22 protein-coding genes, 3 tRNA genes and 1 pseudogene are annotated in these 23054 nt (G+C 37.1%); 14 read left to right on the plus strand and 12 right to left on the minus strand.

What is annotated here, in order from left to right; all coding sequences use genetic code 11:
* Positions 1-38 precede the first annotated feature (38 nt).
* From NGC85_RS11485 to NGC85_RS11505, 5 genes are all read left to right on the plus strand, one after another.
* The gene (locus NGC85_RS11485; protein ID WP_004670542.1) at positions 39-665 is read left to right on the plus strand and encodes a superoxide dismutase; all 627 of its coding nucleotides are present in this window, start codon (positions 39-41) and stop codon (positions 663-665) included.
* Between the two features lie 147 nt (positions 666-812).
* Positions 813-888: transfer RNA gene (locus NGC85_RS11490), tRNA-Asn, on the plus strand.
* Positions 889-897: 9 nt separating this feature from the next.
* Positions 898-973, plus strand: a tRNA-Asn gene (locus NGC85_RS11495).
* Between the two features lie 194 nt (positions 974-1167).
* Positions 1168-1243 (plus strand) — tRNA-Asn (locus tag NGC85_RS11500).
* A 54-nt stretch (positions 1244-1297) separates the two neighbouring features.
* The gene (locus tag NGC85_RS11505) at positions 1298-1735 is read left to right on the plus strand and encodes a DUF2726 domain-containing protein (protein WP_254731283.1); all 438 of its coding nucleotides are present in this window, start codon (positions 1298-1300) and stop codon (positions 1733-1735) included.
* Positions 1736-1754: 19 nt separating this feature from the next.
* On the opposite strand, the gene NGC85_RS11510 is transcribed toward NGC85_RS11505, so the two are convergent.
* The 5 genes from NGC85_RS11510 to glnA all read right to left on the minus strand — a co-directional run bounded on the left by NGC85_RS11510 (position 1755) and on the right by glnA (position 6435).
* Complete coding sequence (locus tag NGC85_RS11510; RefSeq protein WP_005062567.1) at positions 1755-1961, minus strand: hypothetical protein; 207 nt, start codon at positions 1959-1961, stop codon at positions 1755-1757.
* A gap of 100 nt (positions 1962-2061) precedes the next feature.
* Complete coding sequence (locus tag NGC85_RS11515) at positions 2062-3399, minus strand: prolyl oligopeptidase family serine peptidase (RefSeq protein WP_254731286.1); 1338 nt, start codon at positions 3397-3399, stop codon at positions 2062-2064.
* A 106-nt stretch (positions 3400-3505) separates the two neighbouring features.
* On the minus strand, positions 3506-4387 hold the full coding sequence (gene ubiA / locus NGC85_RS11520) for a 4-hydroxybenzoate octaprenyltransferase (RefSeq protein WP_254731289.1): 882 nt from the start codon (positions 4385-4387) through the stop codon (positions 3506-3508).
* A 15-nt stretch (positions 4388-4402) separates the two neighbouring features.
* A complete protein-coding gene (locus tag NGC85_RS11525; protein ID WP_254731293.1) occupies positions 4403-4894 on the minus strand; it encodes a chorismate lyase in 492 nt (163 codons plus the stop codon).
* A 125-nt stretch (positions 4895-5019) separates the two neighbouring features.
* Positions 5020-6435 carry a type I glutamate--ammonia ligase gene (glnA, locus tag NGC85_RS11530; protein WP_171057879.1) on the minus strand — a complete coding sequence of 472 codons (1416 nt, stop codon included), beginning with the start codon at positions 6433-6435 and terminating at the stop codon, positions 5020-5022.
* A gap of 620 nt (positions 6436-7055) precedes the next feature.
* On the opposite strand from glnA, the gene NGC85_RS11535 reads away from it, so the two are divergent.
* Positions 7056-7640, plus strand: a complete 585-nt coding sequence (locus NGC85_RS11535) for an aminodeoxychorismate/anthranilate synthase component II (protein WP_254731296.1) — start codon at positions 7056-7058, stop codon at positions 7638-7640.
* 365 nt (positions 7641-8005) lie between these two features.
* The gene (locus NGC85_RS11540) at positions 8006-9364 is read left to right on the plus strand and encodes an L-cystine transporter (RefSeq protein WP_254731299.1); all 1359 of its coding nucleotides are present in this window, start codon (positions 8006-8008) and stop codon (positions 9362-9364) included.
* 80 nt (positions 9365-9444) lie between these two features.
* Here NGC85_RS11540 and NGC85_RS11545 read toward each other — a convergent pair whose 3' ends face one another.
* Positions 9445-10239, minus strand: a complete 795-nt coding sequence (locus NGC85_RS11545; RefSeq protein WP_005052948.1) for an MOSC domain-containing protein — start codon at positions 10237-10239, stop codon at positions 9445-9447.
* Positions 10240-10498: 259 nt separating this feature from the next.
* On the opposite strand from NGC85_RS11545, the gene trpD reads away from it, so the two are divergent.
* From trpD to NGC85_RS11575, 6 genes are all read left to right on the plus strand, one after another.
* The gene (gene trpD, locus NGC85_RS11550; RefSeq protein WP_254805593.1) at positions 10499-11548 is read left to right on the plus strand and encodes an anthranilate phosphoribosyltransferase; all 1050 of its coding nucleotides are present in this window, start codon (positions 10499-10501) and stop codon (positions 11546-11548) included.
* A 9-nt stretch (positions 11549-11557) separates the two neighbouring features.
* Positions 11558-12364: an indole-3-glycerol phosphate synthase TrpC gene (gene trpC, locus NGC85_RS11555; RefSeq protein ID WP_254731302.1), complete on the plus strand. Its 807-nt coding sequence runs from the start codon at positions 11558-11560 to the stop codon at positions 12362-12364.
* Between the two features lie 137 nt (positions 12365-12501).
* Complete coding sequence (locus tag NGC85_RS11560; protein ID WP_254731305.1) at positions 12502-12978, plus strand: GNAT family N-acetyltransferase; 477 nt, start codon at positions 12502-12504, stop codon at positions 12976-12978.
* Between the two features lie 159 nt (positions 12979-13137).
* Entirely contained in the window at positions 13138-13824 is a 687-nt protein-coding gene (locus NGC85_RS11565) for a Smr/MutS family protein (RefSeq protein ID WP_254731308.1), read from the plus strand.
* 90 nt (positions 13825-13914) lie between these two features.
* Positions 13915-14463: a GTP cyclohydrolase I FolE gene (gene folE / locus NGC85_RS11570; protein ID WP_171065748.1), complete on the plus strand. Its 549-nt coding sequence runs from the start codon at positions 13915-13917 to the stop codon at positions 14461-14463.
* A 13-nt stretch (positions 14464-14476) separates the two neighbouring features.
* Positions 14477-14839 carry a cupin domain-containing protein gene (locus NGC85_RS11575; protein ID WP_005058006.1) on the plus strand — a complete coding sequence of 121 codons (363 nt, stop codon included), beginning with the start codon at positions 14477-14479 and terminating at the stop codon, positions 14837-14839.
* Between the two features lie 13 nt (positions 14840-14852).
* Here the strand turns inward: NGC85_RS11575 and NGC85_RS11580 are convergent.
* The 5 genes and pseudogenes from NGC85_RS11580 to hemE all read right to left on the minus strand — a co-directional run.
* A pseudogene (locus NGC85_RS11580) lies at positions 14853-15683 on the minus strand (PoNe immunity protein domain-containing protein); the annotation flags it as partial.
* A 2-nt stretch (positions 15684-15685) separates the two neighbouring features.
* The gene (locus NGC85_RS11585) at positions 15686-17566 is read right to left on the minus strand and encodes a DUF4105 domain-containing protein (RefSeq protein ID WP_254731311.1); all 1881 of its coding nucleotides are present in this window, start codon (positions 17564-17566) and stop codon (positions 15686-15688) included.
* Positions 17567-17649: 83 nt separating this feature from the next.
* Entirely contained in the window at positions 17650-18120 is a 471-nt protein-coding gene (locus tag NGC85_RS11590; RefSeq protein ID WP_005052936.1) for a DUF3015 family protein, read from the minus strand.
* Positions 18121-18296: 176 nt separating this feature from the next.
* Positions 18297-19094 carry a DUF817 family protein gene (locus NGC85_RS11595; protein ID WP_254731314.1) on the minus strand — a complete coding sequence of 266 codons (798 nt, stop codon included), beginning with the start codon at positions 19092-19094 and terminating at the stop codon, positions 18297-18299.
* A 40-nt stretch (positions 19095-19134) separates the two neighbouring features.
* On the minus strand, positions 19135-20208 hold the full coding sequence (hemE, locus tag NGC85_RS11600) for a uroporphyrinogen decarboxylase (RefSeq protein WP_254731316.1): 1074 nt from the start codon (positions 20206-20208) through the stop codon (positions 19135-19137).
* A 201-nt stretch (positions 20209-20409) separates the two neighbouring features.
* On the opposite strand from hemE, the gene NGC85_RS11605 reads away from it, so the two are divergent.
* On the plus strand, positions 20410-21618 hold the full coding sequence (locus tag NGC85_RS11605; protein ID WP_254731319.1) for a L,D-transpeptidase: 1209 nt from the start codon (positions 20410-20412) through the stop codon (positions 21616-21618).
* A gap of 70 nt (positions 21619-21688) precedes the next feature.
* Here NGC85_RS11605 and NGC85_RS11610 read toward each other — a convergent pair whose 3' ends face one another.
* Positions 21689-22951 carry a diguanylate cyclase gene (locus NGC85_RS11610; RefSeq protein ID WP_254731322.1) on the minus strand — a complete coding sequence of 421 codons (1263 nt, stop codon included), beginning with the start codon at positions 22949-22951 and terminating at the stop codon, positions 21689-21691.
* Positions 22952-23054: the final 103 nt, after the last annotated feature.

A 23054-nucleotide genomic window follows, 5' to 3' on the forward strand; every position in this document is an offset into this window, starting at 1 on the left:
CACTTAATGTAAAACCCAGCAAATGCAAGGATTGAAACATGACAACCATTACTTTACCTGCACTTCCATATGGCTATGATGATTTAGCTCCGCACATTACTCGCGAAACTTTAGAATACCACCACGACAAACATCATAATACTTACGTTGTTAACTTAAACAACTTAATCAAAGGTACTGACCTTGAAGGTAAAACTTTAGAAGAAATCATCAAAGCTTCTGCTGGTGATGCATCTAAAGCAGGTATCTTTAACAATGCTGCACAAGTATGGAACCACACGTTCTATTGGAACAGCATGAAACCAAATGGTGGTGGTAAACCAACTGGCGCGATTGCAGCGAAAATCGAAGAAGCTTTTGGTAGCTACGAAAAATTTGCAGAAGAATTTACTGCTGCTGCAACAACTCAATTTGGTTCAGGTTGGGCTTGGTTAGTAGCTGATGAAGTAAATGGTAAATTATCAATTACTAAAACTGCAAATGCTGATACTCCACTTGCTCACGGTCAAATTGCTGTATTAACAATCGACGTTTGGGAACATGCTTACTACATCGATTTCCGTAACTTACGTCCAAAATACATCGCGACTTTCTTAGAAAGTTTAGTGAACTGGGACTACGCAAATGCAAAACTTGCGGGTCAACCAGCCGGTGTTGAGAAATAATTTTTATTTCTTGAATAAAAACTGCCCCACTAAGGGCAGTTTTTTTATGCATAAAACAATAAAAGAATATTTATCAAGCAAACGATTCATTTTATTTACTATTCTTATTGACGCATATCAATTTCATGCATAAAATGCGCATCAGATTCTCCAATAGCTCAGTCGGTAGAGCGACGGACTGTTAATCCGCAGGTCCCTGGTTCGAGCCCAGGTTGGAGAGCCAATCTACTAATCTCCCATAGCTCAGTCGGTAGAGCGACGGACTGTTAATCCGCAGGTCCCTGGTTCGAGCCCAGGTGGGAGAGCCAAGATTCGAAAAAGCCTATATCATTGATGTAGGCTTTTTTATTTCCCAAAATCTGTCAAATAAAATAAGTTTTCATTTTTCTATCGTTAAAATCCATAAAATGATGATAAAAAATACAATTAAATCAATATTTAAATTTTTTCGAATGAATTGCTTGACCGCAACCCACGACATGCATAGAATGCGTACCAAGATTCTCCAATAGCTCAGTCGGTAGAGCGACGGACTGTTAATCCGCAGGTCCCTGGTTCGAGCCCAGGTTGGAGAGCCAAGATTCTAAAAACCCACTCATTGAGTGGGTTTTTTATTAAGTATTGATAAAAACATGTTTGAATCAAATCTATTTCTCATTATTGGCACTATCAGTACAGTATTGCTTTTATTAAGCTATTTACGCCCACTCTTTTTCCATAAACAACAATTCTTTGCTCGACCAGTGATTACATCATTTGAATCAAAAATGTTTATACGCCTTCAACACGCCTTTCCACAACATCACATATTAACCCAAGTCGCTTTTAGCGCTTTAATTACCAGTAGTCATTATAAAATTCGAAGTAAGTTCAATCGTAAAGTCACCGACTTTGTTATTTTAGACCAATCAATGAATGTTTTAGCTGTGATTGAACTCGATGATCCGAGTCATATTGGAAAAGAAAAAGAAGATGAAAAAAGAGATAAAATGCTACAGGAAGCTGGATATCGAATACAACGCTATAGTGAAATTCCATCTATAAAACAATTACAGATGGATATCCGATAATACATCATCCTCAGCTGAATTATTCAGCCTGAGTTGTTGGTTCAACTTGTTTTTGTTGTTCAAACTTTTTTGCAATTTCAGCACGTTGCTGATCATATTTTTTCTTGGTTTCAGCATCACTTCTTGCAGCAAGAAAAGCCATTCCAACAATAAAAATCGGAATCAATAATCCTAAAGCCATTAATAACCACGGTACTCGTTTTTTTTCCACCACTTGCTGGCTCATATCTATCAAACCTAAATACTTGTTCTAAGCGATGCAACAATATAACAAAAAAGAGTCTCTATAAAGAGACTCTTTTAACATTAAAAATTAAGTTTTGAGTTTAAAACTTACCCGTACACTGAGGGTCTTTACTTGCATCAATTTTTGCAGGATCAATCACCACATTTGTCTTCGCAGGCATTTTTGCTTGAATAAAGTTATAAATATCTAAGTTTTTACAAACAATCGCTTGTGTATGTGATGCATTAACTACAGCTTTTAATTCAACTTCAGCCGAACCCAATGCTTTCAAATTAGCAACCAATGTCTGAGTAACAGGGTAAGGAACATTGGTATCTGCTGTACCTTGCACAACCAAGACTGGTTTATCAATACGTTTAGTCCCTGGCTGATTATCTATCAAAAACTTCTGAACAGTTGTGTTCGTTTTGAAATTGTTGGTATCTAAGCCGGGATAATCCATCACTTTTTTATCTGGATTATCCGTCATAAATTTGATGATGTCGGCTTTAAATTTCTCAATAAGGCTCGCACTTGAATCACTATCATTATCAAGACATAAACCATTTTCACCTGTCGTACCTTCAGCGAACTCTGCCAATGATTTAGCGCGATCTTGGAAAATATCTCGATAGTCGAATCTTGGTTCATAAGCTTTAATACCAACACCAGTTAATGCAGCATATGCCAGTAGTGTTGCATAAGAATCTACAGAAACACGATTTGCTAATGGCACATTATTCAATACCTCAGCCTTTTCTATTTCAGCTAATGCAGCTGGAGCAACTTCAAGAATAATCTTACCTAAACTTGATGCTGGAGCGCCTGCAACAGCGCCTTTATAAGATATATCAGCATTTGCATACTCAGCAGTTCCTATAGAAGCTTGACCACCTTGCGACTGCCCTACCGACATCCAAGCACCATTTAATTTAGTATTGTAATGATCTTTAACTGCTTGCATTGCAGAAATCGCAGATTTTGCCTCACTTCCTAAATTCAGATATGGATGAATACCCGCAGTTCCTAAACCTTCATAATCAGGTGCAACAACGACATAACCAGCAGCTAGGAGTGTTTCAGCTAAAATTTTAAAACGTGGATTAAGCACATTATTGCTAGGAGCACAGCTATCTGCGATTCCCACTGTTCCATGCTCCCATACCACTACACGATAACCATCGCTTGGTGCAGCAACTTTAGGGAACATAACCATAGCGGTAGCTTTTGCTGTTTTACCCTGCACATTCGTCATGTTATAAGTCATAACTTTAATTGAAGTAGCAAAATTCAAACTATCTTTTGAATAACTACTTTCTGAGATAAATGTTTTATCTTTATTGCTGCTTGAATAATCATCATTACTGTCGTTACACGCTGATAGAAATAAAGCAGAAATTGAGAAAGTTATTGCTAAAGCAATATTTGACCGTTTCATAAAATGTCCTTTTAGTCTTGTTTTTGTGTGCACGAAACTACGCGCGACTTTATTAAGGCATAAAAAAAGTGCTCTGCATAGAACACTTTTCAACTAATCGGTCATTTTAAGATGTTAATTGCAAAAAGATTCCTAGAAAAATTATCATTCCAACCCATCTATTGTGACGAAATGCCCAAAAACAAATTTGCGGTTCACGATCTTTTGTTTTGAATGTTTGATAAATAAAATCAGCTGCAACGACAATCAATGAAAGTATTCCAAATGGTATAAGAATATTTTCAATATAGAGTGTAGAACCAATTAAGAGCAGGCTCAAGATTTGCAACAAGGCAATAATTTGTATGTCATATCGACCAAATAAAATGGCTGTAGATTTCACACCAATTTTTAAATCATATTCACGATCTGTAATTGCATATTGCGTATCATAAGCGACAGTCCATGCTAAATTACCGAAGTATAATAGCCAACAAGTTAAGTCAGGTGTCTGTCCAACAGCGGTATATGCCATTGGAATCGACCAAGAAAAAGCAGCCCCTAAGAACACTTGAGGTAAATTGGTATAGCGTTTCATAAAGGGATAGATGAAAGCTAAAAATAATGCGCCAAATGACCAATAAAAAGTTTCTATAGGCAAGAAAAATAATAGACAAGCGCTTGCAAAAACTAATGCAAAAAAAACAAAAACAGCTTCACGCGCACGAATTATGCCTGTTGCTAATGGACGAGTTTTGGTTCGCTCAACATGGGCATCCACTTTACGATCAGCAAAATCATTAATAGCGCAACCTGCTGCACGCATAAAAATGACGCCTAGAATCATAACAAGTAAAATTTTAAGGTCTGGCGTACCTTTAGATGCAATCCATAAAGCCCACATTGTTGGCCAAAAAACCAATTCAGTTCCAATTGGCTTATCAAAACGGCATAAATAGTAATAGGCTTCTAAACGTTGTCGCCATGTTGTGTGTTGCACTGTTTCCATGATGAATCCTTAGAGTCAATGCTGTCTAATAAACTGTTCAAATGCTGGTAAAAAAGTTTCTTGTACTATGAACTTACATCCATGCCAAGTATAACAACTTTGTCTAGTCCATCCCTCTTCAAGATAGATTACTCGTCTTTGACATGCAGGATTAGTACGTTGAAATAAAAACCAACCAATTGGCTTATTACGGATATGTTTAAATAATCGAGCTTTCTTTTGTAGACTAAGAATAGGAAATATACTTTTGGCCTTTACCCATGGCTGCTCTTCACCTCCATACAAATTTGTTTCTCGGACCCATGCAATATGATGTATTGGCATATTCATCCATCGACCATCTTTCATTGTTAAACGCTGATAATGTTCTTTCGTTCGCTCAACATGAAACGCGCCACCACCAAGATCAGTGAGTTGTTGTGTTAATGAACCAGATGCATATAACCATTTTTTTAATTCTTTAGGAATTTCGCTCCCATTTATTCTGTTTGGTCGTAAATTTCGCATGCTTGGCTCACTAAAAACATCGCGATTAGTTTACATGATTTTTTTTAGAAAAAGCGTATGACTTTCAATTGAATCAAATGCATAAAAAAAGCTCGCCGAAGCGAGCTTTTTTTATTTGGGATGTATTACAGGCTGTAGTACATATCAAATTCAACTGGGTGAGTAGTCGTGTTAAGACGACGTACATCTTCAGTTTTAAGTTCGATATATGCATCAAGCATTTCTTTAGTGAATACACCGCCTTTTAATAAGAACTCATGATCAGCTTCAAGCGCAGCAATTGCCATTTCTAAGTTATGAGCAACTGTTGGGATTTTTGCTTCTTCTTCAGGAGGAAGATCATACAAGTTTTTATCAGCAGCTTCACCTGGGTGAATCTTGTTTTGAATACCATCAAGACCAGCCATTAACAATGCAGCAAAACCTAAGTACGGGTTCATTAATGGATCAGGGAAACGTGCTTCAATACGCTTGCCTTTAGGGCTAGAAACGTAAGGAATACGGATAGAAGCAGAACGGTTACGTGCTGAATAAGCAAGCATAATCGGAGCTTCATAATGCGGAACTAAACGCTTATAAGAGTTTGTACCTGGATTCGTAATCGCATTCAACGCACGAGCGTGTTTGATTACACCACCGATGAAGAATAATGCCATTTCTGATAAACCAGCATATTCATCACCAGCAAACAAGTTCTTGCCATCTTTAGAGATTGACATATGAACGTGCATACCAGAACCGTTATCACCTACCATTGGCTTAGGCATAAATGTCGCTGTTTTGCCATATTGGTGAGCAACGTTCCAAACTGCATATTTGAATTGTTGAACTTCGTCCGCTTTACGAACTAAGGTATTAAAGCTCACACCAATTTCTAATTGGCAAGAAGCAACTTCGTGGTGATGCACTTCTACACGACCAGGACCCATGATGTCTTCAATACGTGCACACATTTCAGCACGCATATCTTGATGAGAGTCAACTGGAGGAACTGGGAAGTAACCGCCTTTAACGCGTGGACGATGACCAGAGTTACCAGCTTCGTAATCTTTACCTGTAGACCATGCAGCTTCTTCAGCGATTAATGTATGGCGAGCGCCAGACATATCGATATCCCATTTCACTTCGTCAAAAACGAAGAATTCTGGTTCTGGACCAAAGAATGCAGTATCACCGATACCTGTAGATTTTAAATACTCTTCAGCACGACGAGCAATCGAACGAGGGTCACGCTCGTAACCTTGACCAGTAGATGGCTCAATAACGTCACAAGTCACAACAACTGTTGGCTCAGCAAAGAACGGGTCAAGAAAACCTGTTTCAGCATCCGGACGTAAGATCATGTCTGAAGCTTCAATGCCTTTCCAACCAGCGATTGAAGAACCATCGAACATTTTACCATCTTCAAATGTATCTTCATCAATCGTGTCAGCTGGGTAAGTTACGTGTTGCTCTTTACCCTTAGTATCAGTAAAGCGAAAATCGACCCATTTTGCGCCACTTTCTTTGATGAGTTGAAGGACCTTGTTCGCCATGCTCATTTGCTCCAATGAAATTTTTGTGCACTTGTTAAGTGCGTGTTAGTTGTTGATATATAATTAGCAATTATCATACCAACAATTTTAAAGCATACCTAAAACATTGAAATTCTTTGCAGAAAAAATGCTTTAAGCTCCATGTCCTATGTCTACTATAATGTTTGCATTTAGTAATGCACCATATTTATACATTACTATTCCACAAGAGTCCCTAAAAAAGACAAAATGTACCAAAACAGTGCAATATAAATAACAAAGAACTAATGTAGTGCTAATTACGCCATTATTCTTAGCATAAATTGGCTTTTTATATCATTCTTTTTAGAATCATTCCAATCAATTCAATTAGACTTTCCATTCACCTTGTTCTTTTTTTCTCAAGTGTATAATTACAAAAATTATTCATACTTAATTACTTATTTTAATTTAAGAAAATCACTCGGTCTAAAATAACTAGTTGTTTCAAAAATTTCCACATTCATGGTCTGTTTTGATATGATGATTTCACGTAATCGCTAGAATAATCCTTCTTTTGTTAAAGAGAGATGAAATTACATAGCGTTCGGATTAGTTTATCGAATTCAATAGCACAGTTAAGTGCATATTTTCAAAAGGTTATAATCATGCTTCTAATGATTGACAATTATGACTCATTTACTTACAACATCGTTCAATATTTTGGCGAGTTGAATCAAGAAGTAAAAGTAGTTCGTAATGATCAAGTGACATTAGAGGACATTGAACGATGGCAGCCAAAATATTTAGTGATTGGTCCTGGCCCATGCTCTCCAAGTGAAGCAGGAATTTCTATACCAGCGATTAATCATTTTGCAGGAAAAATTCCATTGCTCGGTGTTTGCTTAGGTCATCAAGCAATAGGACAAGCTTTTGGTGGCAATATTATCCGTGCGAAAACAGTCATGCATGGTCGTTTGTCAGATATGCACCATAGTGATAAAGGAATTTTTAGCAATTTACCTTCACCCTTTGCTGCAACTCGCTATCACTCTCTCGTAATCGAACAAGAAAGCTTACCTGAATGTTTAGAAGTTACCTGTTGGACCAATCAAGCTGATGGAACCATTGAAGAAATCATGGGGGTGAAACACAAAACACTACCTGTTGAAGGTGTTCAATTTCATCCTGAGTCAATTTTAAGCGAACATGGTCATCAAATTTTTAAAAACTTCTTAGATATTTATGCTTAAACTCAAGAATTAAAAATTCTCAGTCTTCAAACAGCCTATTTTAATGAATAGGCTGTAGGCTGTTTTTATTTTGAACATCTAAAATCAATATATAACTTATACATACTGATCATATTTTCAGCATTAAAATTAAACAACAAACATTTATTTAAAACAATTCATTCTTTTTCAATAATTAATCGACTTTTCACATGTTTTTAAAAGGACGTTTAAACACAGGCTTCAGATGATTTAAACGCCTTTTTAATTTTTTAGATTAAGTATAGTCATAGGAATGATTAAGCTTCAGGGTAACTGGATGATAGAATCTGAAAATTATTTTTTTAGATATCTCCCCCTGAAATATCAATCAGGATAGCCTTATTGTGAATACCTTGGTTTTATTGAATATTATTGTATTTTTCTTGCTCATGGCAGGATTGTTTTTTACTTATCGACCAGATTGGAGCCTTGCAAAAAAAGTGCTCATCGGTATGGGTGTCGGTATCGTTTATGGTCTAGGCTTAAAAACGATTTATGCAGACAGTTCTATTATTGCAGAGTCAGTGACGTGGTTTAATTTAGTTGGAAATGGTTATGTTCAACTATTACAAATGGTGATCATGCCACTTATTTTCATCTCGATCTTGAGTGCTGTTGTCAAACTTCATCAAACCACGTCATTAGGTAAAATTAGCAGCTTCGTTATCGGTATTTTATTATTTGCCACAGCAATTGCTGCTTTCGTTGGGATTGGTGTGACCAATTTATTTGGTTTAACGGCTGAGGGGTTAGTACAAGGCTCTCAGGAAACTGCTCGTCTTGCAGCGCTACAAACCGACTACATTGGTCAAGTAACCAACCTCGATGTGCCTAAACTACTTCTGTCTTTATTACCTCAAAATCCTTTCGCTGATCTGACTGGGGTTCGTCCAACCGCGATTATTAGTGTTGTAATTTTCTCTGCTTTTTTAGGGGTTGCAGCACTTAAACTGATGGATAAAGATCCAATCAACGGCGAAAGAATTCGACATGGAATTGAAGCTCTACAAGCATTAATCATTGGTTTAGTTCGCTTAGTGATGCAATTTACACCGTATGGTGTATTCGCTTTAATGGCGAAAATGGTTGCGACGGCGAATGTTGCTGATATCGTTAAACTAGGTGAATTTCTTGTCGCTTCCTATCTCGGTCTTGCGATTATGTTCATCGTCCATGCGTTGATTTTACTGTTTGTCCGTATAAATCCAATCGATTTTTTCAAGAAAGTTTTTCCTGTTTTAACATTTGCATTTACCAGCCGCTCAAGTGCCGCTAGTATTCCTCTGAACATTGAGGCCCAAACAAAACAACTGGGCGTACCTGAAGGCATTGCAAGTTTTTCAGCCTCTTTCGGAGCAACCATTGGTCAAAATGGATGTGCGGGGTTATATCCTGCAATGCTCGCAGTCATGGTAGCACCAACAGTTGGTATCAACCCTTTAGACCCTTTATGGATTGCACAGCTTGTTGTGATTGTGACTTTAAGCTCAATTGGGGTTGCAGGTGTCGGTGGTGGCGCAACATTTGCTGCTTTGATTGTTTTACCTGCAATGGGGCTGCCAGTTACATTGGTCGCTCTACTTATCTCAATTGAACCCCTAATTGATATGGGGCGTACGGCGCTAAACGTAAATGGCTCAATGACCGCTGGTGTTGCAACAAGCCAATTACTCGGTGTTAGAGAGACTACAAATAACGATTAAGATGATTCACTCATAAAAAAGCCAATCATTCATTCAATGATTGGCTTTTTTTACTATCTAATCTGTATTCAATCATGTATTTAGCCGAGAATTTTAACTTCTTGTGCAACTTGTATAACGCCTTCTCCACGATGTAATGCATTTTGCCCCATCATGACTTTATTTCCTTGTTTGCGATACATGAGCATCGCTCGCATGACTTCAGGCTGTTTTTGTCCTGTAACTAAATCAATAGTCGGAATAACACAGCGAGAGCATGGTTTAACTAAATCAAATACAATCTCACCAATTTGAATTTGCTGCCATTTGTCTTCAGCAAAAGTATCACATCCTGAAATAACAATATTTGGTCTAAAACGTTGTACATCCAATGCATAGCCAACTTTTTCAGAAAGAAACTCGACAGAGGCTTCGCTTATAATCAAAAAAGGAAAACCATCAGCAAAACCAACCCGCTCACCAAGTTGCGCATATTCAGGATCGACCTGACGAACCGTTTCAAGTGGCATATATACCAGTTGTACCTTTTTCTCTAACTTTTCACTGAGCCAATCATTCACTGGATGATCAATTCGATTTCCCTTAACCTGATCTTGCCATACGGTCACTAGACGCTCATCTTTATGTCCTTGAGCCTCAATTAAACTGAGCTCAATATGTTCAGACTGATAATCAAAACAAACATCTTCCGAAGAAACGCTAACCCCTATTTGTCCCATTTCTGCAATTTGTCGCTGAGTCACGAAACGATCATCGCTATCAACCAACATCCATCGACGATCCCATTTTGGCCCAAAACTATCAATTTCCATTTCAGATAGCTGATTGCCTTTACATGATTTCACGGGATAATTTAAAAGTTGGCTGACGTACATATCGAAATTCTCATCAAGGCAGAAATTTATAAATAAAGTTTGTTATTGATTGATTATGATAGTAGAAAATTATAGCAATATGTCTAAATTTAGAGCACATCAGGTTTTTATTTAAAGCATATAAAATCCACATTATTTTCTGATAACATAACTCACTAGCTTTTAGCTCAAGTATTACTCCTTCGTCGTACAGAACCAATTGCGACCAAATCAAACTATTTTCAAATTTAATCAATTCTTAATACTGTAACTCATGACTATGAATATCCAACAGGCACTGAATCACATTACTAAAAATATTCATCTCACCCAACCTCAAATGGAAGATGTGATGCGCGGCATCATGCAAGGTGAAGCCACTGATGCCCAAATAGGCGCATTAATGATGGGCTTGCGTATGAAGGGCGAAAGTATTGATGAAATAACTGCGGCTGCGCGTATCATGCGTGAATTCGCGATTAAAATTGATGTCAGTGATATCCCACATTTGGTTGATATTGTTGGCACAGGTGGCGATGGGCAAAATTTATTTAATGTCTCTACAGCATCTAGCTTTGTAATTGCTGCCGCTGGCGCAACAATTGCTAAGCACGGCAATCGTGGGGTATCGAGCAAATCAGGTTCTTCTGATGTCCTTGAACAGATGGGTATCCAACTTGATTTAGATATGCAGCAAACTGAACGTTGCATACGTGAAATTGGTGTAGGCTTTCTATTTGCGCCGAATCATCATAAAGCTATGAAATACGCCGTTGCACCACGCCGTGAGCTAGGTATTCGCAGTATTTTTAATTTACTTGGTCCTCTGACAAATCCTGCAGGTGTAAATCGTTTTGTTATTGGTGTGTTCTCTGATGAACTTTGCCGACCAATCGCAGAAGTTCTAAAACAACTCGGTGCTGTGCACGTAATGGTTGTACATTCTAAAGATGGTTTAGATGAAATCAGTCTTGCAGCGCCAACCACTGTTGCTGAACTTAAAGATGGTGAAATTACAGAGTGGGCACTAATTCCTGATGAAGTAGGTATCCCATCGCAAACACTAACGGGTTTGGTCGTTAATAGTTCAGATGAAAGCTTAAAATTGATTAAAGATGCGCTAAGTCGAGATAAGTCTGAAATTGGCGAAAAGGCAGCAAATATGATTGCACTCAATGCTGCTGCTGGCATTTACGTGGCTGGCATTACCAAAACTTATAAACAAGCAGTTGAGTTTGCTCAGGATATTCTTTACGGCGGTCAAGCCTTGGAAAAAATGAGCATCTTGGCTGAATTTACTAAAACATTGAAACAATATCAGGCTGACTAAGGATTTCTCATGATCGATATTCAAAATACCATTTTAGGTAAAATTGTTGACCGCAAACATGAGGAGCTTACTGCACGTTTAAAACAACGTAGTTTGCATGATGTAGAACAATGGGCAAAAGAAGCAACACCTGTTCGTGGTTTTGCGAATGCTTTACAGCATAAACGCCCTGCTGTGATCGCTGAAATTAAGAAAGCATCACCTTCAAAGGGTGTGATTCGTGCGGACTTTAATCCTGCGGAAATTGCACAACAATATGAACGAGCAGGTGCAGCATGCCTCTCTGTTTTAACAGATGTGGACTTTTTCCAAGGCGCTGATGAGAATATTGCAATTGCGCGTCAGCATTGTGCCCTACCAGCTTTACGTAAAGACTTTTTAATTGATCCTTACAATGTTGTTGAAGCACGTGCATTACATGCAGATTGTATTTTATTAATCGTGGCATGTTTATCTGACCAACAACTAGAAGAAATGTCTAAAACAGCATTTGAACATCAATTAGATGTATTAGTTGAAGTACATGATGAATATGAGTTAGAACGTGCGTTAAAATTATCTGAACAATGCATTTTAGGTGTCAATAATCGTAACCTTAAAACTTTTGATGTGGATTTGAATACATCTATTCGTTTAAAGAAGTTGTTACCTGCTTCTCGTGTATTAGTCACTGAAAGTGGTATCGCTACTCCTGCGGATGTGCAAATGATGCAGGCAAATGATATTCATACTTTCCTTGTTGGTGAAAGCTTTATGAAACAGCCTAAACCAAATCAGGCATTTAATGAATTGTTTGGAACACCTGAGCAGATTTAAATTTATAGCTCGATACAAAGCCCAATTCTTTATGATTGGGCTTTTTTCATATCTCAATCTTATTTTGAAAAAGAATAATTATGAATAATCATTTAAATTTTATAATAAGGAACCATTCATATTTTTAGGAATAAACATTGAATATTGAGTTTTGTCATCTAAGTAATATTGAAATCGCTGACATTATTTCGTTACTTACTAACGACCGAGTGCTCAAACATATGCCTTTGGCTAAAGATAGCCTATTTGATGAAAAACAATGTCTCGATTGGGTTAAGGGAAAAGAAAAACAATGGCAAGAGCATGGTTATGGTCCTTGGGCATTTCTAGTCGACAATAAATTTGCAGGTTGGGGTGGCTTACAATATGAAGATGGAGATGCTGATTTAGCACTAGTGTTGCATCCTAAGTACTGGGGATTAGGCAAGAAAATATTTAATGAAATTATAAGAAAAGCATTTAATGAAATGGGTATAGAATCAATCACGATTTTATTACCCCCTACAAGAAATAAATTAAAAAGAGTTTATTTATTAGGATTTGAGTTTGAAAGTGAAATTATGCTTAGTGGTGAATGTTTTATAAAATATAGACTATATAAGCCCTCAATATGAAATAAGGTGATTTAGATAACCAATCATTGTTCTTAAAGTAGACCACGACTAAACTTTCATTGATCAAAAAAATTATATGAATCTGATTCAGTTCAAATCAACACGGTTTCAGACTATAATTTTCCATCCCTCTCGTATCTTATATATTTTCTTAAAATTATGAGTAAACATGATTCCTCGCTTTCTAAAGATCAGTTTAACTTACTGAAAGCTTTTAAAAAGCAAATCTCAAACCCTCAATCCAACACGATTACAAAACAAGCTGAGTCACAAAAGGCTACTGCTGTTGAAGAGCTGGAAGATACAGAGCTTTTTAAAAAAGCATTATCGGGGGTTAAGCCCATTGATAATGGCAATATTGCACAGATTCAGACCGCACGATCAAAAAAAGTAGATGCTCAAACATTAGCAAAACGGGCTGCGGCTGAAGGTGGTGCGGAGCAAGAGCTCACAGAGATTTCAGATACTCAAGCGATTTTAAATCCTGTGGCAAGCCAAGCTGCATTAAGCTATCGAATTGCAACTTTACAGCACAAAGTGTTTGAAGACTTAAAAGCAGGTAAAATTCGCTGGTTTGAAGCTGTTGATTTACATGGTTGTACCGTTGAACAAGCGCGCGCAGCTGTACTGCAAATTATTCAAATTGCTAAAGATGAAAATCAAAATGTCATCAAAATTGTTCACGGTAAAGGTCCAGAAGCGATTTTAAAAACCTATGTAAACGGCTGGCTTAGACAACATCGTGATGTACTTGCCTTTGTCAGTGCGCCAGAAAATCAAGGTGGTACTGGTGCTGTTCTTGTGCTCCTAAAACGTGCAGAAAAGAACCCAAAGTACAAACAATAATCGGCATTTGACTCAAAAGTAAGTTTTTGAATCGTTTTCTGATACAATTCCCGTTTTGTTCAACCCACCTAAGTGAACATTGTTATGTCTATGCAGCAATCGTACGCAAATATCTTAACTGCCGTTGGCGAAGATTTGAATCGTCCAGGCCTCAAAGATACGCCTATGCGTGCGGCTAAAGCTTTTTCTTTTTTAACTTCTGGTTATAGTAAAACACTTGAAGAAGTTACAAATAGTGCGGTTTTTCCATCCGATAACCATGAAATGGTATTGGTTAAAAATATTGAATTTTATTCACTTTGTGAACATCACCTACTCCCTTTTTACGGTCGTGTCCACATTGCATATTTGCCTGAAGGTCAGGTTTTAGGTTTATCTAAGTTTGCACGTATTACAGAAATGTTTGCGCGTCGTTTGCAAATTCAAGAAAACTTAACGCAACAAATTGCTGAAGCAGTTGCAGAAGTAACTCAAGCTCGTGGTGTTGCTGTTGTAATTGATTCTGCTCATATGTGTATGATGATGCGCGGCGTTGGCAAACAAGAATCAACCACTCGTACGGTTTCTTTTGTTGGTGATTTTAAAACGGACAAAGAAGCACGTCGTGAATTTTTAAGCGCTGTTCCTGAAAGTTATTAATCAGAGCATTGTCATGTCTTCCATTCAGTTAGCAGGCTTTGGTGAGTTAATTCAAGCTGAAGCCAGTGTTGATTATCCTCGTCCTGATCGCTTGGTTAAAGGCAATCCACAACGTCTTACCTATGACTTATATACACATCCTCATATGGGTTGTGGAATTTGGCAATGTGAAGTCGGTGCTTGGAATATTCAGTTTGCAGACAATAAACAAGAGTTCTTTCAAGTCATTGAAGGTGTTGTGCGTATTCACGATGCCAAAACAGATTCATATATTGAAGTTTCTGCGGGTCATGCAGGCATTATCCCACCCTCATTTGTTGGTACGTTTGAAGTGATTGAAGCTGTAAAAAAATACTTTGTGATTGTTGAAGTTTGATCAATCCTCTTTAAATTTCAAACTCATCTGGAAAACTCTCGAATTTTTTCATTTCACCCAGTTCAATTCCATATAATTTACAGATAATCAACGCTTCAAAACGCCACTTCCCCAACAACGCAATTTTGTGGAAAAATTTCTTTTCCCAATATTTACCTTGCTGCTGATCATGTTCAAGCTGTTGTAAATACAAACTCATCGCAGACGCATCGACTGTTGTATTCAACAAGCCATCTAACTGTCTAAATGGATAATCAACAGCATAGGTTTCACTAATCGTTTCAACCTCAAAATAGGGATAGCTAATCAAATCAATGAGCCGATCTGAAGGGTAAACCAATAATCCATCGATTATTTTTATAATATCAGCCTCATCGCCATAACAGATTGCGCAACAAAGCAAAAACAATGCATGGCTGTAATCTGTCGTCAGTTCTATTGCAGCAACACCGAGCCGTTGTTCATACGACTGAATAAGAGATAATAAGTCAGCATACGCTAACCAAAACTGATAAACAGACAAATAAATTTCTCGAATTTTTGTCGAATCTACACCTAAATCATAGGCAAGACGAATGAGATAGGTCAGCTCCAAACAAAAAATTTTAAAATATATTTCCTGCTCTAATAACTGATAGACATCAAGATCATCAACTGCATACGGATCAAAGTATAAACTTTCATTTTCTCTATACTCCGAGACTTGCTCTCTAATATCATTCCAATGGCTTAAAGATCCCGGTTGAGAAATTCTCCATTTTTTTGGGTCAGAGATACTTTCTTGGACCTCATCCAATCGTTGTTGTAATTTTTCAAATTCTTGTTCTTGATCAATATCATTCATCATTAAAAAAACCAAACATAACCCAAACCGACTTTACTCCAGTCTTTATGATCTTGCTGTTCAAAATCCCAATTCAACCGTAAAGAATTATTTGAATTTAAACTATATTGGAGTTGAGAACCGACTCTTAGATTCCACTGACTTTGATCTTCCCAATACGGCAATTCAATTTGTACAACACTATTAATCTTATCCGTCCAGATATTCATACACCCAACTGTTGGTCCTACACCAACGCGCCAACCTTTATCGAGCGAACGACCACCTTGAATATGGCTTTGCATTTGGGCGTAACATAAATGTCGACGATCATAATCGGCTAAGCTGTAGCCGACTTGCATATTAAGGTTCACAACACCATGCTGCTGATCATCACTGAAATTTCCATGATCTAGTGCTTCTTGCTTCCACCCTAAATTAAATCCCCACGTAATCGGTGATTTAAAAGGTTGAATAGGGTTATACGAATTCACTGTCAATAAATCTAAATGTTCGAGCTTAAGATGATCATCACGATATTGAATATTGCCATTTAGAAATAGTAATTGAGTACCTAAACGATAACCACCTTGGGGATCAATCAGATCATGATAAGCCTGACGATGTCCTAACTCGATAAACTTCTGTCCTTGTACTTCACCGACATTTATAGATAAATTTCGTGCATGGTGTCCTTCCACAGGTTGCATTTTAGGACGCTCAGGCTCTTGACGCTGTTTTTCAACATCATTTTGGCTTCTTTCGGCAAGAAGCTGTCTTAACTGCGGCTGGGCAAAATCTGCATCAATCTGACGACTGATATATTGCAAATATAAATCGTCATATGCCATTTCTAAGATTTTTGCTTGATCGTGTTGATTATATTTTTCTAATAATGGTTGAGCTTTGCCAACATCTTGAAATGCAACTTGATGAGCAACTTTAGCCAGCGGTGTACCGTGTTGTTTTGCTTGTGATAATAATTGAGTTTCCAAGGCTGGACGATAGACCACCTCTTTGACTAAGTCTTGTTGATCTACAGCCTTTAACGTTTCAATCGGAATTGCAGCATAATTAAATTGTTTTTTTAAGTCTAAATTTGGACGAACTAAATCAATTAATCCAAGCAAACGATACGCACAGTTATCGCTGACGAAATAATAAGGAAAACTGACATGCTGCATTTCCCAAATATGTTCGACTAAGAAACGAGTCTCTTCAGGTGTTAAATTGAGCTCATACTCCCATAAATCACGACTTTCAAAGTCGCCATATTCTTTTACTTTACGATAGTAAGGCATTAAAGAGTATTCACCCGGATACTGCCCTGTTAAACCTTTCCATGCATATGACCAATTATCCTCACCACTAACTGTCGCTGCATAGTTTACTGCGTATGAAACTAAGTTTAGTTGTTTCTGATCTTTAGGGTCTAAACGCAGTAAGGTATGCCCAAACATCGAACTTGGATTACCCATAAAGTCAGTTGCGTAAATCAACGTGGCTTTATGTGGTTTAATTTGATTAATCCATTGATCAAACTCAGGACACTTCACGATTGGAAGCTTTTCGGTATCAATATTGAGTTGTTGGATCAACCAACGGCTACGAGCAGGAAATTTGCAACGAATCGATTGATTCTCAGCAGTATTAATAAATAGAGCTTTTACATCAGCTTCTAATTCACCTTTTAAATTATTTTTTCCATCTTTTGCATAAAAATATCCATCATAAGCAACCTCACTATTTTGCGATTGGTCTGCATACATTAAGCGTTGCCAGGTGATGTTTTGCTGCAGTTGTTTCTGTTCAGCAATCTGCAAATAATTTTGTATATCGGTTTCAACTGAGGCATGTGCAAAGTGGCACATTAAAGAAGCGAGGGTGCAGGTTATTAATTTCATTCAGCCGCAAATTTTAAGATTATTAAGATTAAATGATCTATAAAAAACCCTGCCATTGAGACAGGGTTTTATATTCAAACGTATTAAACGTAAGCTTTAAGTACAGCGTCTTTTGCCATTACACCTTGTAATGAATCTAATACTTGAAGTGTATTTTGATTTTTGCTTGAATAAATTTCAGCAAAGTTTGCTTTAGAAACTGCGAAGAAACGTGCTTTGTCTGTTGCTTTAATTTGCATAAGTTCAGCAAGTACGTTTAAGCTTTCGCCTTGACCTACAGCCATATCACGCGCTAAAGATTCAGCATTTTCATTTGTAAAAGTAACGACTTGAGCCGTAACTGTTCCACCTTGACGGCATCCTAAAGTACCGAAAGTAATACCTAATAATTGGTTAGTAAAAATACCATTTGTAGTTGCAGCTAGAATTTTAGGTGCAATACCTTTTTGACCAGCCCAAATTTGGGTACCAGCACCACAACCAACATCATTATCAGCCATTGCGACACTTGAACCAGCTGCGAGTAGCGCTGCTAATGCAATTTTTTTCAACATAGAAATAATCTCCAGGATCAATTATTTTTTGGTATTTGTTATCACTATTGTGTTGTGTAACACTTATTACACGTAAATTAAAATAGCGAGGTTAAAGTCTTTTAGCAATTAAAATTTGAAATAAAGCTGAAATATTTATAAAGCGTATTTAAAAAAATAACCATGAATAAAACTTTTCACTTATTTAATTGCCAAGTTCCATTGTGATTGCGTGTTCCTAAAATTTTTAAAACTAAAACCAAACTTAATAATAACAATAGGTACCATGAGCCAAGTTTTCCCCAGCCAACCATATGCCAAGTATTGACTTGACTTGGATAAAGCCAAATTTTATAAAAGGTACTAATGTTTTCTGCAATCCAAATCAAAAATGCAAGCAATAATAAAATTGGAAGCATTGGTACCTTGAAGCGCATGTTTTTCAACTGGAAATATAATTTCGTTTTCCAGAAAACAACCACACTCCAACTAAATAAAATCAAGCGAATATCTGGAAGAAAAAATTTAGTCATAAAATTTAAATAAGAAAGAACAGCTAAACACATCATATTTCTGAAGGTAGGCAAGTTCTCAAAAGAAACTGTATATAATCTTAAAGATCGGGCAAAGAAACTACCCACAGCCGAATACATAAATCCTGCAAATAAAGGCACAGTTAATAATTTAAAGATCGCAGGTTGTGGATATTGCCAAGAAGCAATTGCTGGATGAGTTAGAAAAATTTCCATCCCCATCGCCATAATGTGAAACATAGCAATCACTTTTGCCTCAGCCCATGACTCTAACTTTAAATAAATTAAGCAAACTTGAATAATCAGAGCATAAAACAATAAATAATCATAACGGAAGAAACCATAATAATCTTGGCTTCCCATAGGTGCAGTGATTGCAAATGCAATTAAAAGCAATAATCCAAATAAGGCAGCTGAAGCTGCCTTAATCATAAAATTTGAAAGTAATACAATCAATTGCACAAACCTAGTCCTAATATTTAGTCTTGAAGGATTAAAAGTATCAACCTAAATATTTCGCACTGTATTCATGTACTGTATCGACAAAAATCTTCGGCTGAGCTGGATCGACCCATTGAGTAATACCATGACCAAGATTTGCGATATATCCTGTTTTTTCACCATTTTTATAGGCATCATCTAGCATTGCTTTCACAGATTTTTCAATTGAAGCTGCTGATCCATACAATACCGCTGGATCTAAATTTCCTTGTAATGCTGCTCGACCATTTACAATTTCGCGAGCAGTATAAAGTGGTGTCGTCCAATCCAAACCAAATGCATCAGCCCCGGTGGTCAGCATCGTTTCTAACCACTGTCCGCCACCTTTGGTAAATACAATGATTGGAATACGGCAACCATCTTTTTCACGTTGAAGCCCAGCAATAATCTTCGTCATGTAGTTCAAAGAAAACTCAAGATATTCGCGATGAGCTAATGCCCCGCCCCAACTATCAAAGATTTGAATTGCTTGAGCACCTGCATCAATTTGTGCATTTAAATAATCAATCACTGAATCAGCAAGATGATCTAATAATGCATGTAACACTTCTGGCTGAGCGTACATCATATTTTTGGTGAAACGGAATTCTTTACTCGAACCGCCTTCAATCATATAAGTCGCTAAAGTCCAAGGACTACCAGAAAAACCTATCAAAGGTACCTGACCACCTAATGCAGATCGGATTGTCGATACTGCATTCATAACATAAGCTAAATCAGATTTTGAATTTAATTTCGGTAAGTTAGCGACATCTTGCTCAGTACGAACTGTTTTATGAAATTTTGGACCTTCACCTGTTTCAAAATACAATCCCAAACCAAGTGCATCAGGAATCGTTAAAATGTCAGAAAACAAAATTGCAGCGTCTAAATCATAGCGGCGTAATGGTTGTAAAGTGACTTCACAAGCAAATTCTGTATTTTTACATAGAGATAAAAAGTCTCCTGCTTGCGCACGAGTTGCTTTGTATTCTGGTAAATAACGTCCTGCTTGACGCATCATCCATACTGGCGTGGTGTCTACAGGTTCACGTAGCAAAGCTCGTAAAAAACGATCATTTTTTAACGTTGTCATTACCAATCTCTAAATTTTTTCATGTGAAGCGCATGATAACAAAGTTCACCCCTTTTTTATAATTCCAAATCCATACAAAAAATCAGACTTCCTACATTATTTTTTACTTAGACACAAAACTGCTACTGCAAGGTCACTGATTTTCTGTAATACTTGCAATATCTTATATCTCAATATGAATAATTCTTAAGGTTGAATTACATGTTTGTTCGCTCATTACTCGCTATGAGTTTAAGTTGTATTATTGCCAATGTTGCTTTTGCTGCCCCAACAACTGAGCAACCTTTAAATCCAAAAAAAATTTCGGCATCTGTCCAAGATCCGATTGATCCTTTAGCAGTAGAACATTCAGCTGCTTCAAGCGTTGTTGCACAACCTGCATCAAGTGTTGCCGATAATGCAGTTTCTGATCCTCAAGTAAATACAGGCGTTGCTTCAGCAGTTTCTTCAAAATTAGAAACTACTCCTGAATCATCTACCGCTAATAATGTTACGCCTGCTGTAAAAGTTTCATGGACACTGGATAGCATGAATAATGCAGAGTGGCCTGAAGGCTTACCAAAAGGTCAGCTTCCTGCCTACGCACGTGCTCATGTAATGCTGAATAATGCACACGCATCACCTGGCGCAATTGATGGTGCAAACGGTAAGAATACTTTAAAAGCGATTGCTTCATTCCAACAGATGAATGGATTAACACCAACAGGTCAGTTAACTCAAGAAACATGGGATGCCTTGGTTGCAAAACAAACCAAGCCTGCTTATGTTGAGTACACCATTACCGATGCAGACTTGAAGGGTCCATACGCAGATTCGATCCCTTCGGACTATGCTTTACAAGCAAAAATGAAAGGCTTGTACTATACCCGTGTAACTGAAATGTTAGGCGAAAAATTCCATATGGATGAAAATTTCTTGAAGAAATTAAATCCGACCGCAACCTTTAAAAAAGCAGGCGAAAAAATTATCGTTGCGAATGTTCGTAATGATTTACCAGAAGACATTCATTTGATTGTTGCGCATAAAGGCGCTCGTCAACTTTATTTATTCAACAGTCGCAACCAAATGATTGCTTCATTTCCTGCAACAATTGGTAGTACTGACACGCCTTCTCCAACGGGTACGTATAAAGTAGTCGGCGTTGCTAAAAACCCTTGGTATAGCTACTCACCTTCAAACTTTATTCAAGGTAAAAACTTAAAACCTCTTTCTTTACCGCCTGGTCCGAACGCACCAGTAGGTAATATTTGGATTGGTTTGAGCAAAAAGTCTTTTGGTATCCACGGGACTCCAAATCCATCTTTAATCTCTAAGACTGCATCGCATGGTTGTATCCGCTTGACCAACTGGGATGCGAATGACTTAGGTGCTAAGGTGCGTTCTGGGGTTACAGTAAAATTCTTAGAATAATTTTTTAGTACAATACGATAGATATTAAAAAACCGAATATCAATATATTCGGTTTCTTAATATCTCAAATTTAGTCAATGATGGGTAATGGTTGATAATAAATTTGATTTCGACCTAACTGTTTTGCTCTATATAATGCTTTATCTGCGGTATCAATTAACACTTCTTGACTGATTTTAGAGTTGCCATTAAAAACAGTAATACCCAAACTGATAGTGACATGATTAGACACTAAAGACTTTTCGTGTGGAATCATTAAGCGATCAATCGCACGGTAAATATTCGTTGCTACCGCATAAGCACCTTGAGCAGATGTTTCTGGTAACAATACCACGAACTCTTCACCACCATAACGTGCAATAAAATCCATATGACGAATTGAACTTTTAATAGATTTAGCAATGGTAGAAATCACTTGATCGCCCATTTGATGTCCGTAATAATCGTTATAGTTTTTAAAATAATCTATATCAATAAATAAGACTGACATTGATTTTGTTTCTTTGCATGCCATCTCATAGTAATAACTAAACATTTCTTCAAATGTCCGTCTATTTGATACAGTAGTTAACTCATCATGTTGGCTTAAATGCAAAAGCTCAGATGCTTGTAGACGGAGAATTTTCTCATCGATTTCTGAGATTTTTGTTTTTAAAAATATTTTTCGCTCTTTGGTCGACAGCATAATACTAATTGAAAATCCCAATAATAGACTTCCAATAAAAGTTCGACCTAACATTAGAAAATCACATGGAATATTTAAAAAGTATAAACACAATAAAATCATGACTGCGGCAGAAGAACCAATCCACAGCATGTGTTTTGGTTTAATTCCGCTTAGAATAAAACCCAACATATATATAAATGCAATTAGAACCATTGATTGGTTTTGTAAAACTCTATTCGATACACACATCATGAGTAAAGAAGGAAAAAAAATAGTACAAAAAACAATCGAACAAGCAGCAGGATAAAATAATTGATTTAATTTTTTAAATCTCGAGAATGCCCAAAATAAAAAAAGCGCAGCGCCAACCACCAGTAGACTCAATATACTGTAGACAAGGTCTAAGGCGTAATCGGGGCTATTACGAATAACTAAAAAATTGGATGGCAGAATCAACAATACGAAAATTGTATAAGTAATTACACCTTGAGCAAAAAATTGAATTGCGTTGATACGTGTTCGATCAATATTAAATCGCCAAAACTCCTTTTCTAATAAAGCCGGCAACGTTTTCTGTGTCTTTTTCCCCTGATAATGTTTAGCTACAAGCTGTTCTAGATCTTCTTTTGACCTCCGTAGCTGCTCAAGATCATATTGATTTTCCATCCCTGTTACTCTTCTTATAATACTGTTTTCTTACGCCGCATAAAAATAACACAATTTCTGCTGTTGTCATGCACTTTGCTTAACCACTTATCCGTAATTGTAG

The organism is Acinetobacter sp. Z1 (assembly GCF_024296945.1).
In the GTDB taxonomy this organism is placed as follows: domain Bacteria; phylum Pseudomonadota; class Gammaproteobacteria; order Pseudomonadales; family Moraxellaceae; genus Acinetobacter; species Acinetobacter beijerinckii.

Bases quoted from the DNA above. Each gene is read 5' to 3' on its own strand.
- NGC85_RS11485 (WP_004670542.1), top strand. From the start codon at position 39: ATGACAACCATTACTTTACCTGCACTTCCATATGGCTATGATGATTTA.
- NGC85_RS11505 (WP_254731283.1), top strand. From the start codon at position 1,298: ATGTTTGAATCAAATCTATTTCTCATTATTGGCACTATCAGTACAGTA.
- NGC85_RS11510 (WP_005062567.1), bottom strand. From the start codon at position 1,961: ATGAGCCAGCAAGTGGTGGAAAAAAAACGAGTACCGTGGTTATTAATG.
- NGC85_RS11515 (WP_254731286.1), bottom strand. From the start codon at position 3,399: ATGAAACGGTCAAATATTGCTTTAGCAATAACTTTCTCAATTTCTGCT.
- ubiA (WP_254731289.1), bottom strand. From the start codon at position 4,387: ATGGAAACAGTGCAACACACAACATGGCGACAACGTTTAGAAGCCTAT.
- NGC85_RS11525 (WP_254731293.1), bottom strand. From the start codon at position 4,894: ATGCGAAATTTACGACCAAACAGAATAAATGGGAGCGAAATTCCTAAA.
- glnA (WP_171057879.1), bottom strand. From the start codon at position 6,435: ATGAGCATGGCGAACAAGGTCCTTCAACTCATCAAAGAAAGTGGCGCA.
- NGC85_RS11535 (WP_254731296.1), top strand. From the start codon at position 7,056: ATGCTTCTAATGATTGACAATTATGACTCATTTACTTACAACATCGTT.
- NGC85_RS11545 (WP_005052948.1), bottom strand. From the start codon at position 10,239: ATGTACGTCAGCCAACTTTTAAATTATCCCGTGAAATCATGTAAAGGC.
- trpD (WP_254805593.1), top strand. From the start codon at position 10,499: ATGAATATCCAACAGGCACTGAATCACATTACTAAAAATATTCATCTC.
- trpC (WP_254731302.1), top strand. From the start codon at position 11,558: ATGATCGATATTCAAAATACCATTTTAGGTAAAATTGTTGACCGCAAA.
- NGC85_RS11565 (WP_254731308.1), top strand. From the start codon at position 13,138: ATGAGTAAACATGATTCCTCGCTTTCTAAAGATCAGTTTAACTTACTG.
- folE (WP_171065748.1), top strand. From the start codon at position 13,915: ATGCAGCAATCGTACGCAAATATCTTAACTGCCGTTGGCGAAGATTTG.
- NGC85_RS11575 (WP_005058006.1), top strand. From the start codon at position 14,477: ATGTCTTCCATTCAGTTAGCAGGCTTTGGTGAGTTAATTCAAGCTGAA.
- NGC85_RS11585 (WP_254731311.1), bottom strand. From the start codon at position 17,566: ATGAAATTAATAACCTGCACCCTCGCTTCTTTAATGTGCCACTTTGCA.
- NGC85_RS11590 (WP_005052936.1), bottom strand. From the start codon at position 18,120: ATGTTGAAAAAAATTGCATTAGCAGCGCTACTCGCAGCTGGTTCAAGT.
- hemE (WP_254731316.1), bottom strand. From the start codon at position 20,208: ATGACAACGTTAAAAAATGATCGTTTTTTACGAGCTTTGCTACGTGAA.
- NGC85_RS11605 (WP_254731319.1), top strand. From the start codon at position 20,410: ATGTTTGTTCGCTCATTACTCGCTATGAGTTTAAGTTGTATTATTGCC.
- NGC85_RS11610 (WP_254731322.1), bottom strand. From the start codon at position 22,951: ATGGAAAATCAATATGATCTTGAGCAGCTACGGAGGTCAAAAGAAGAT.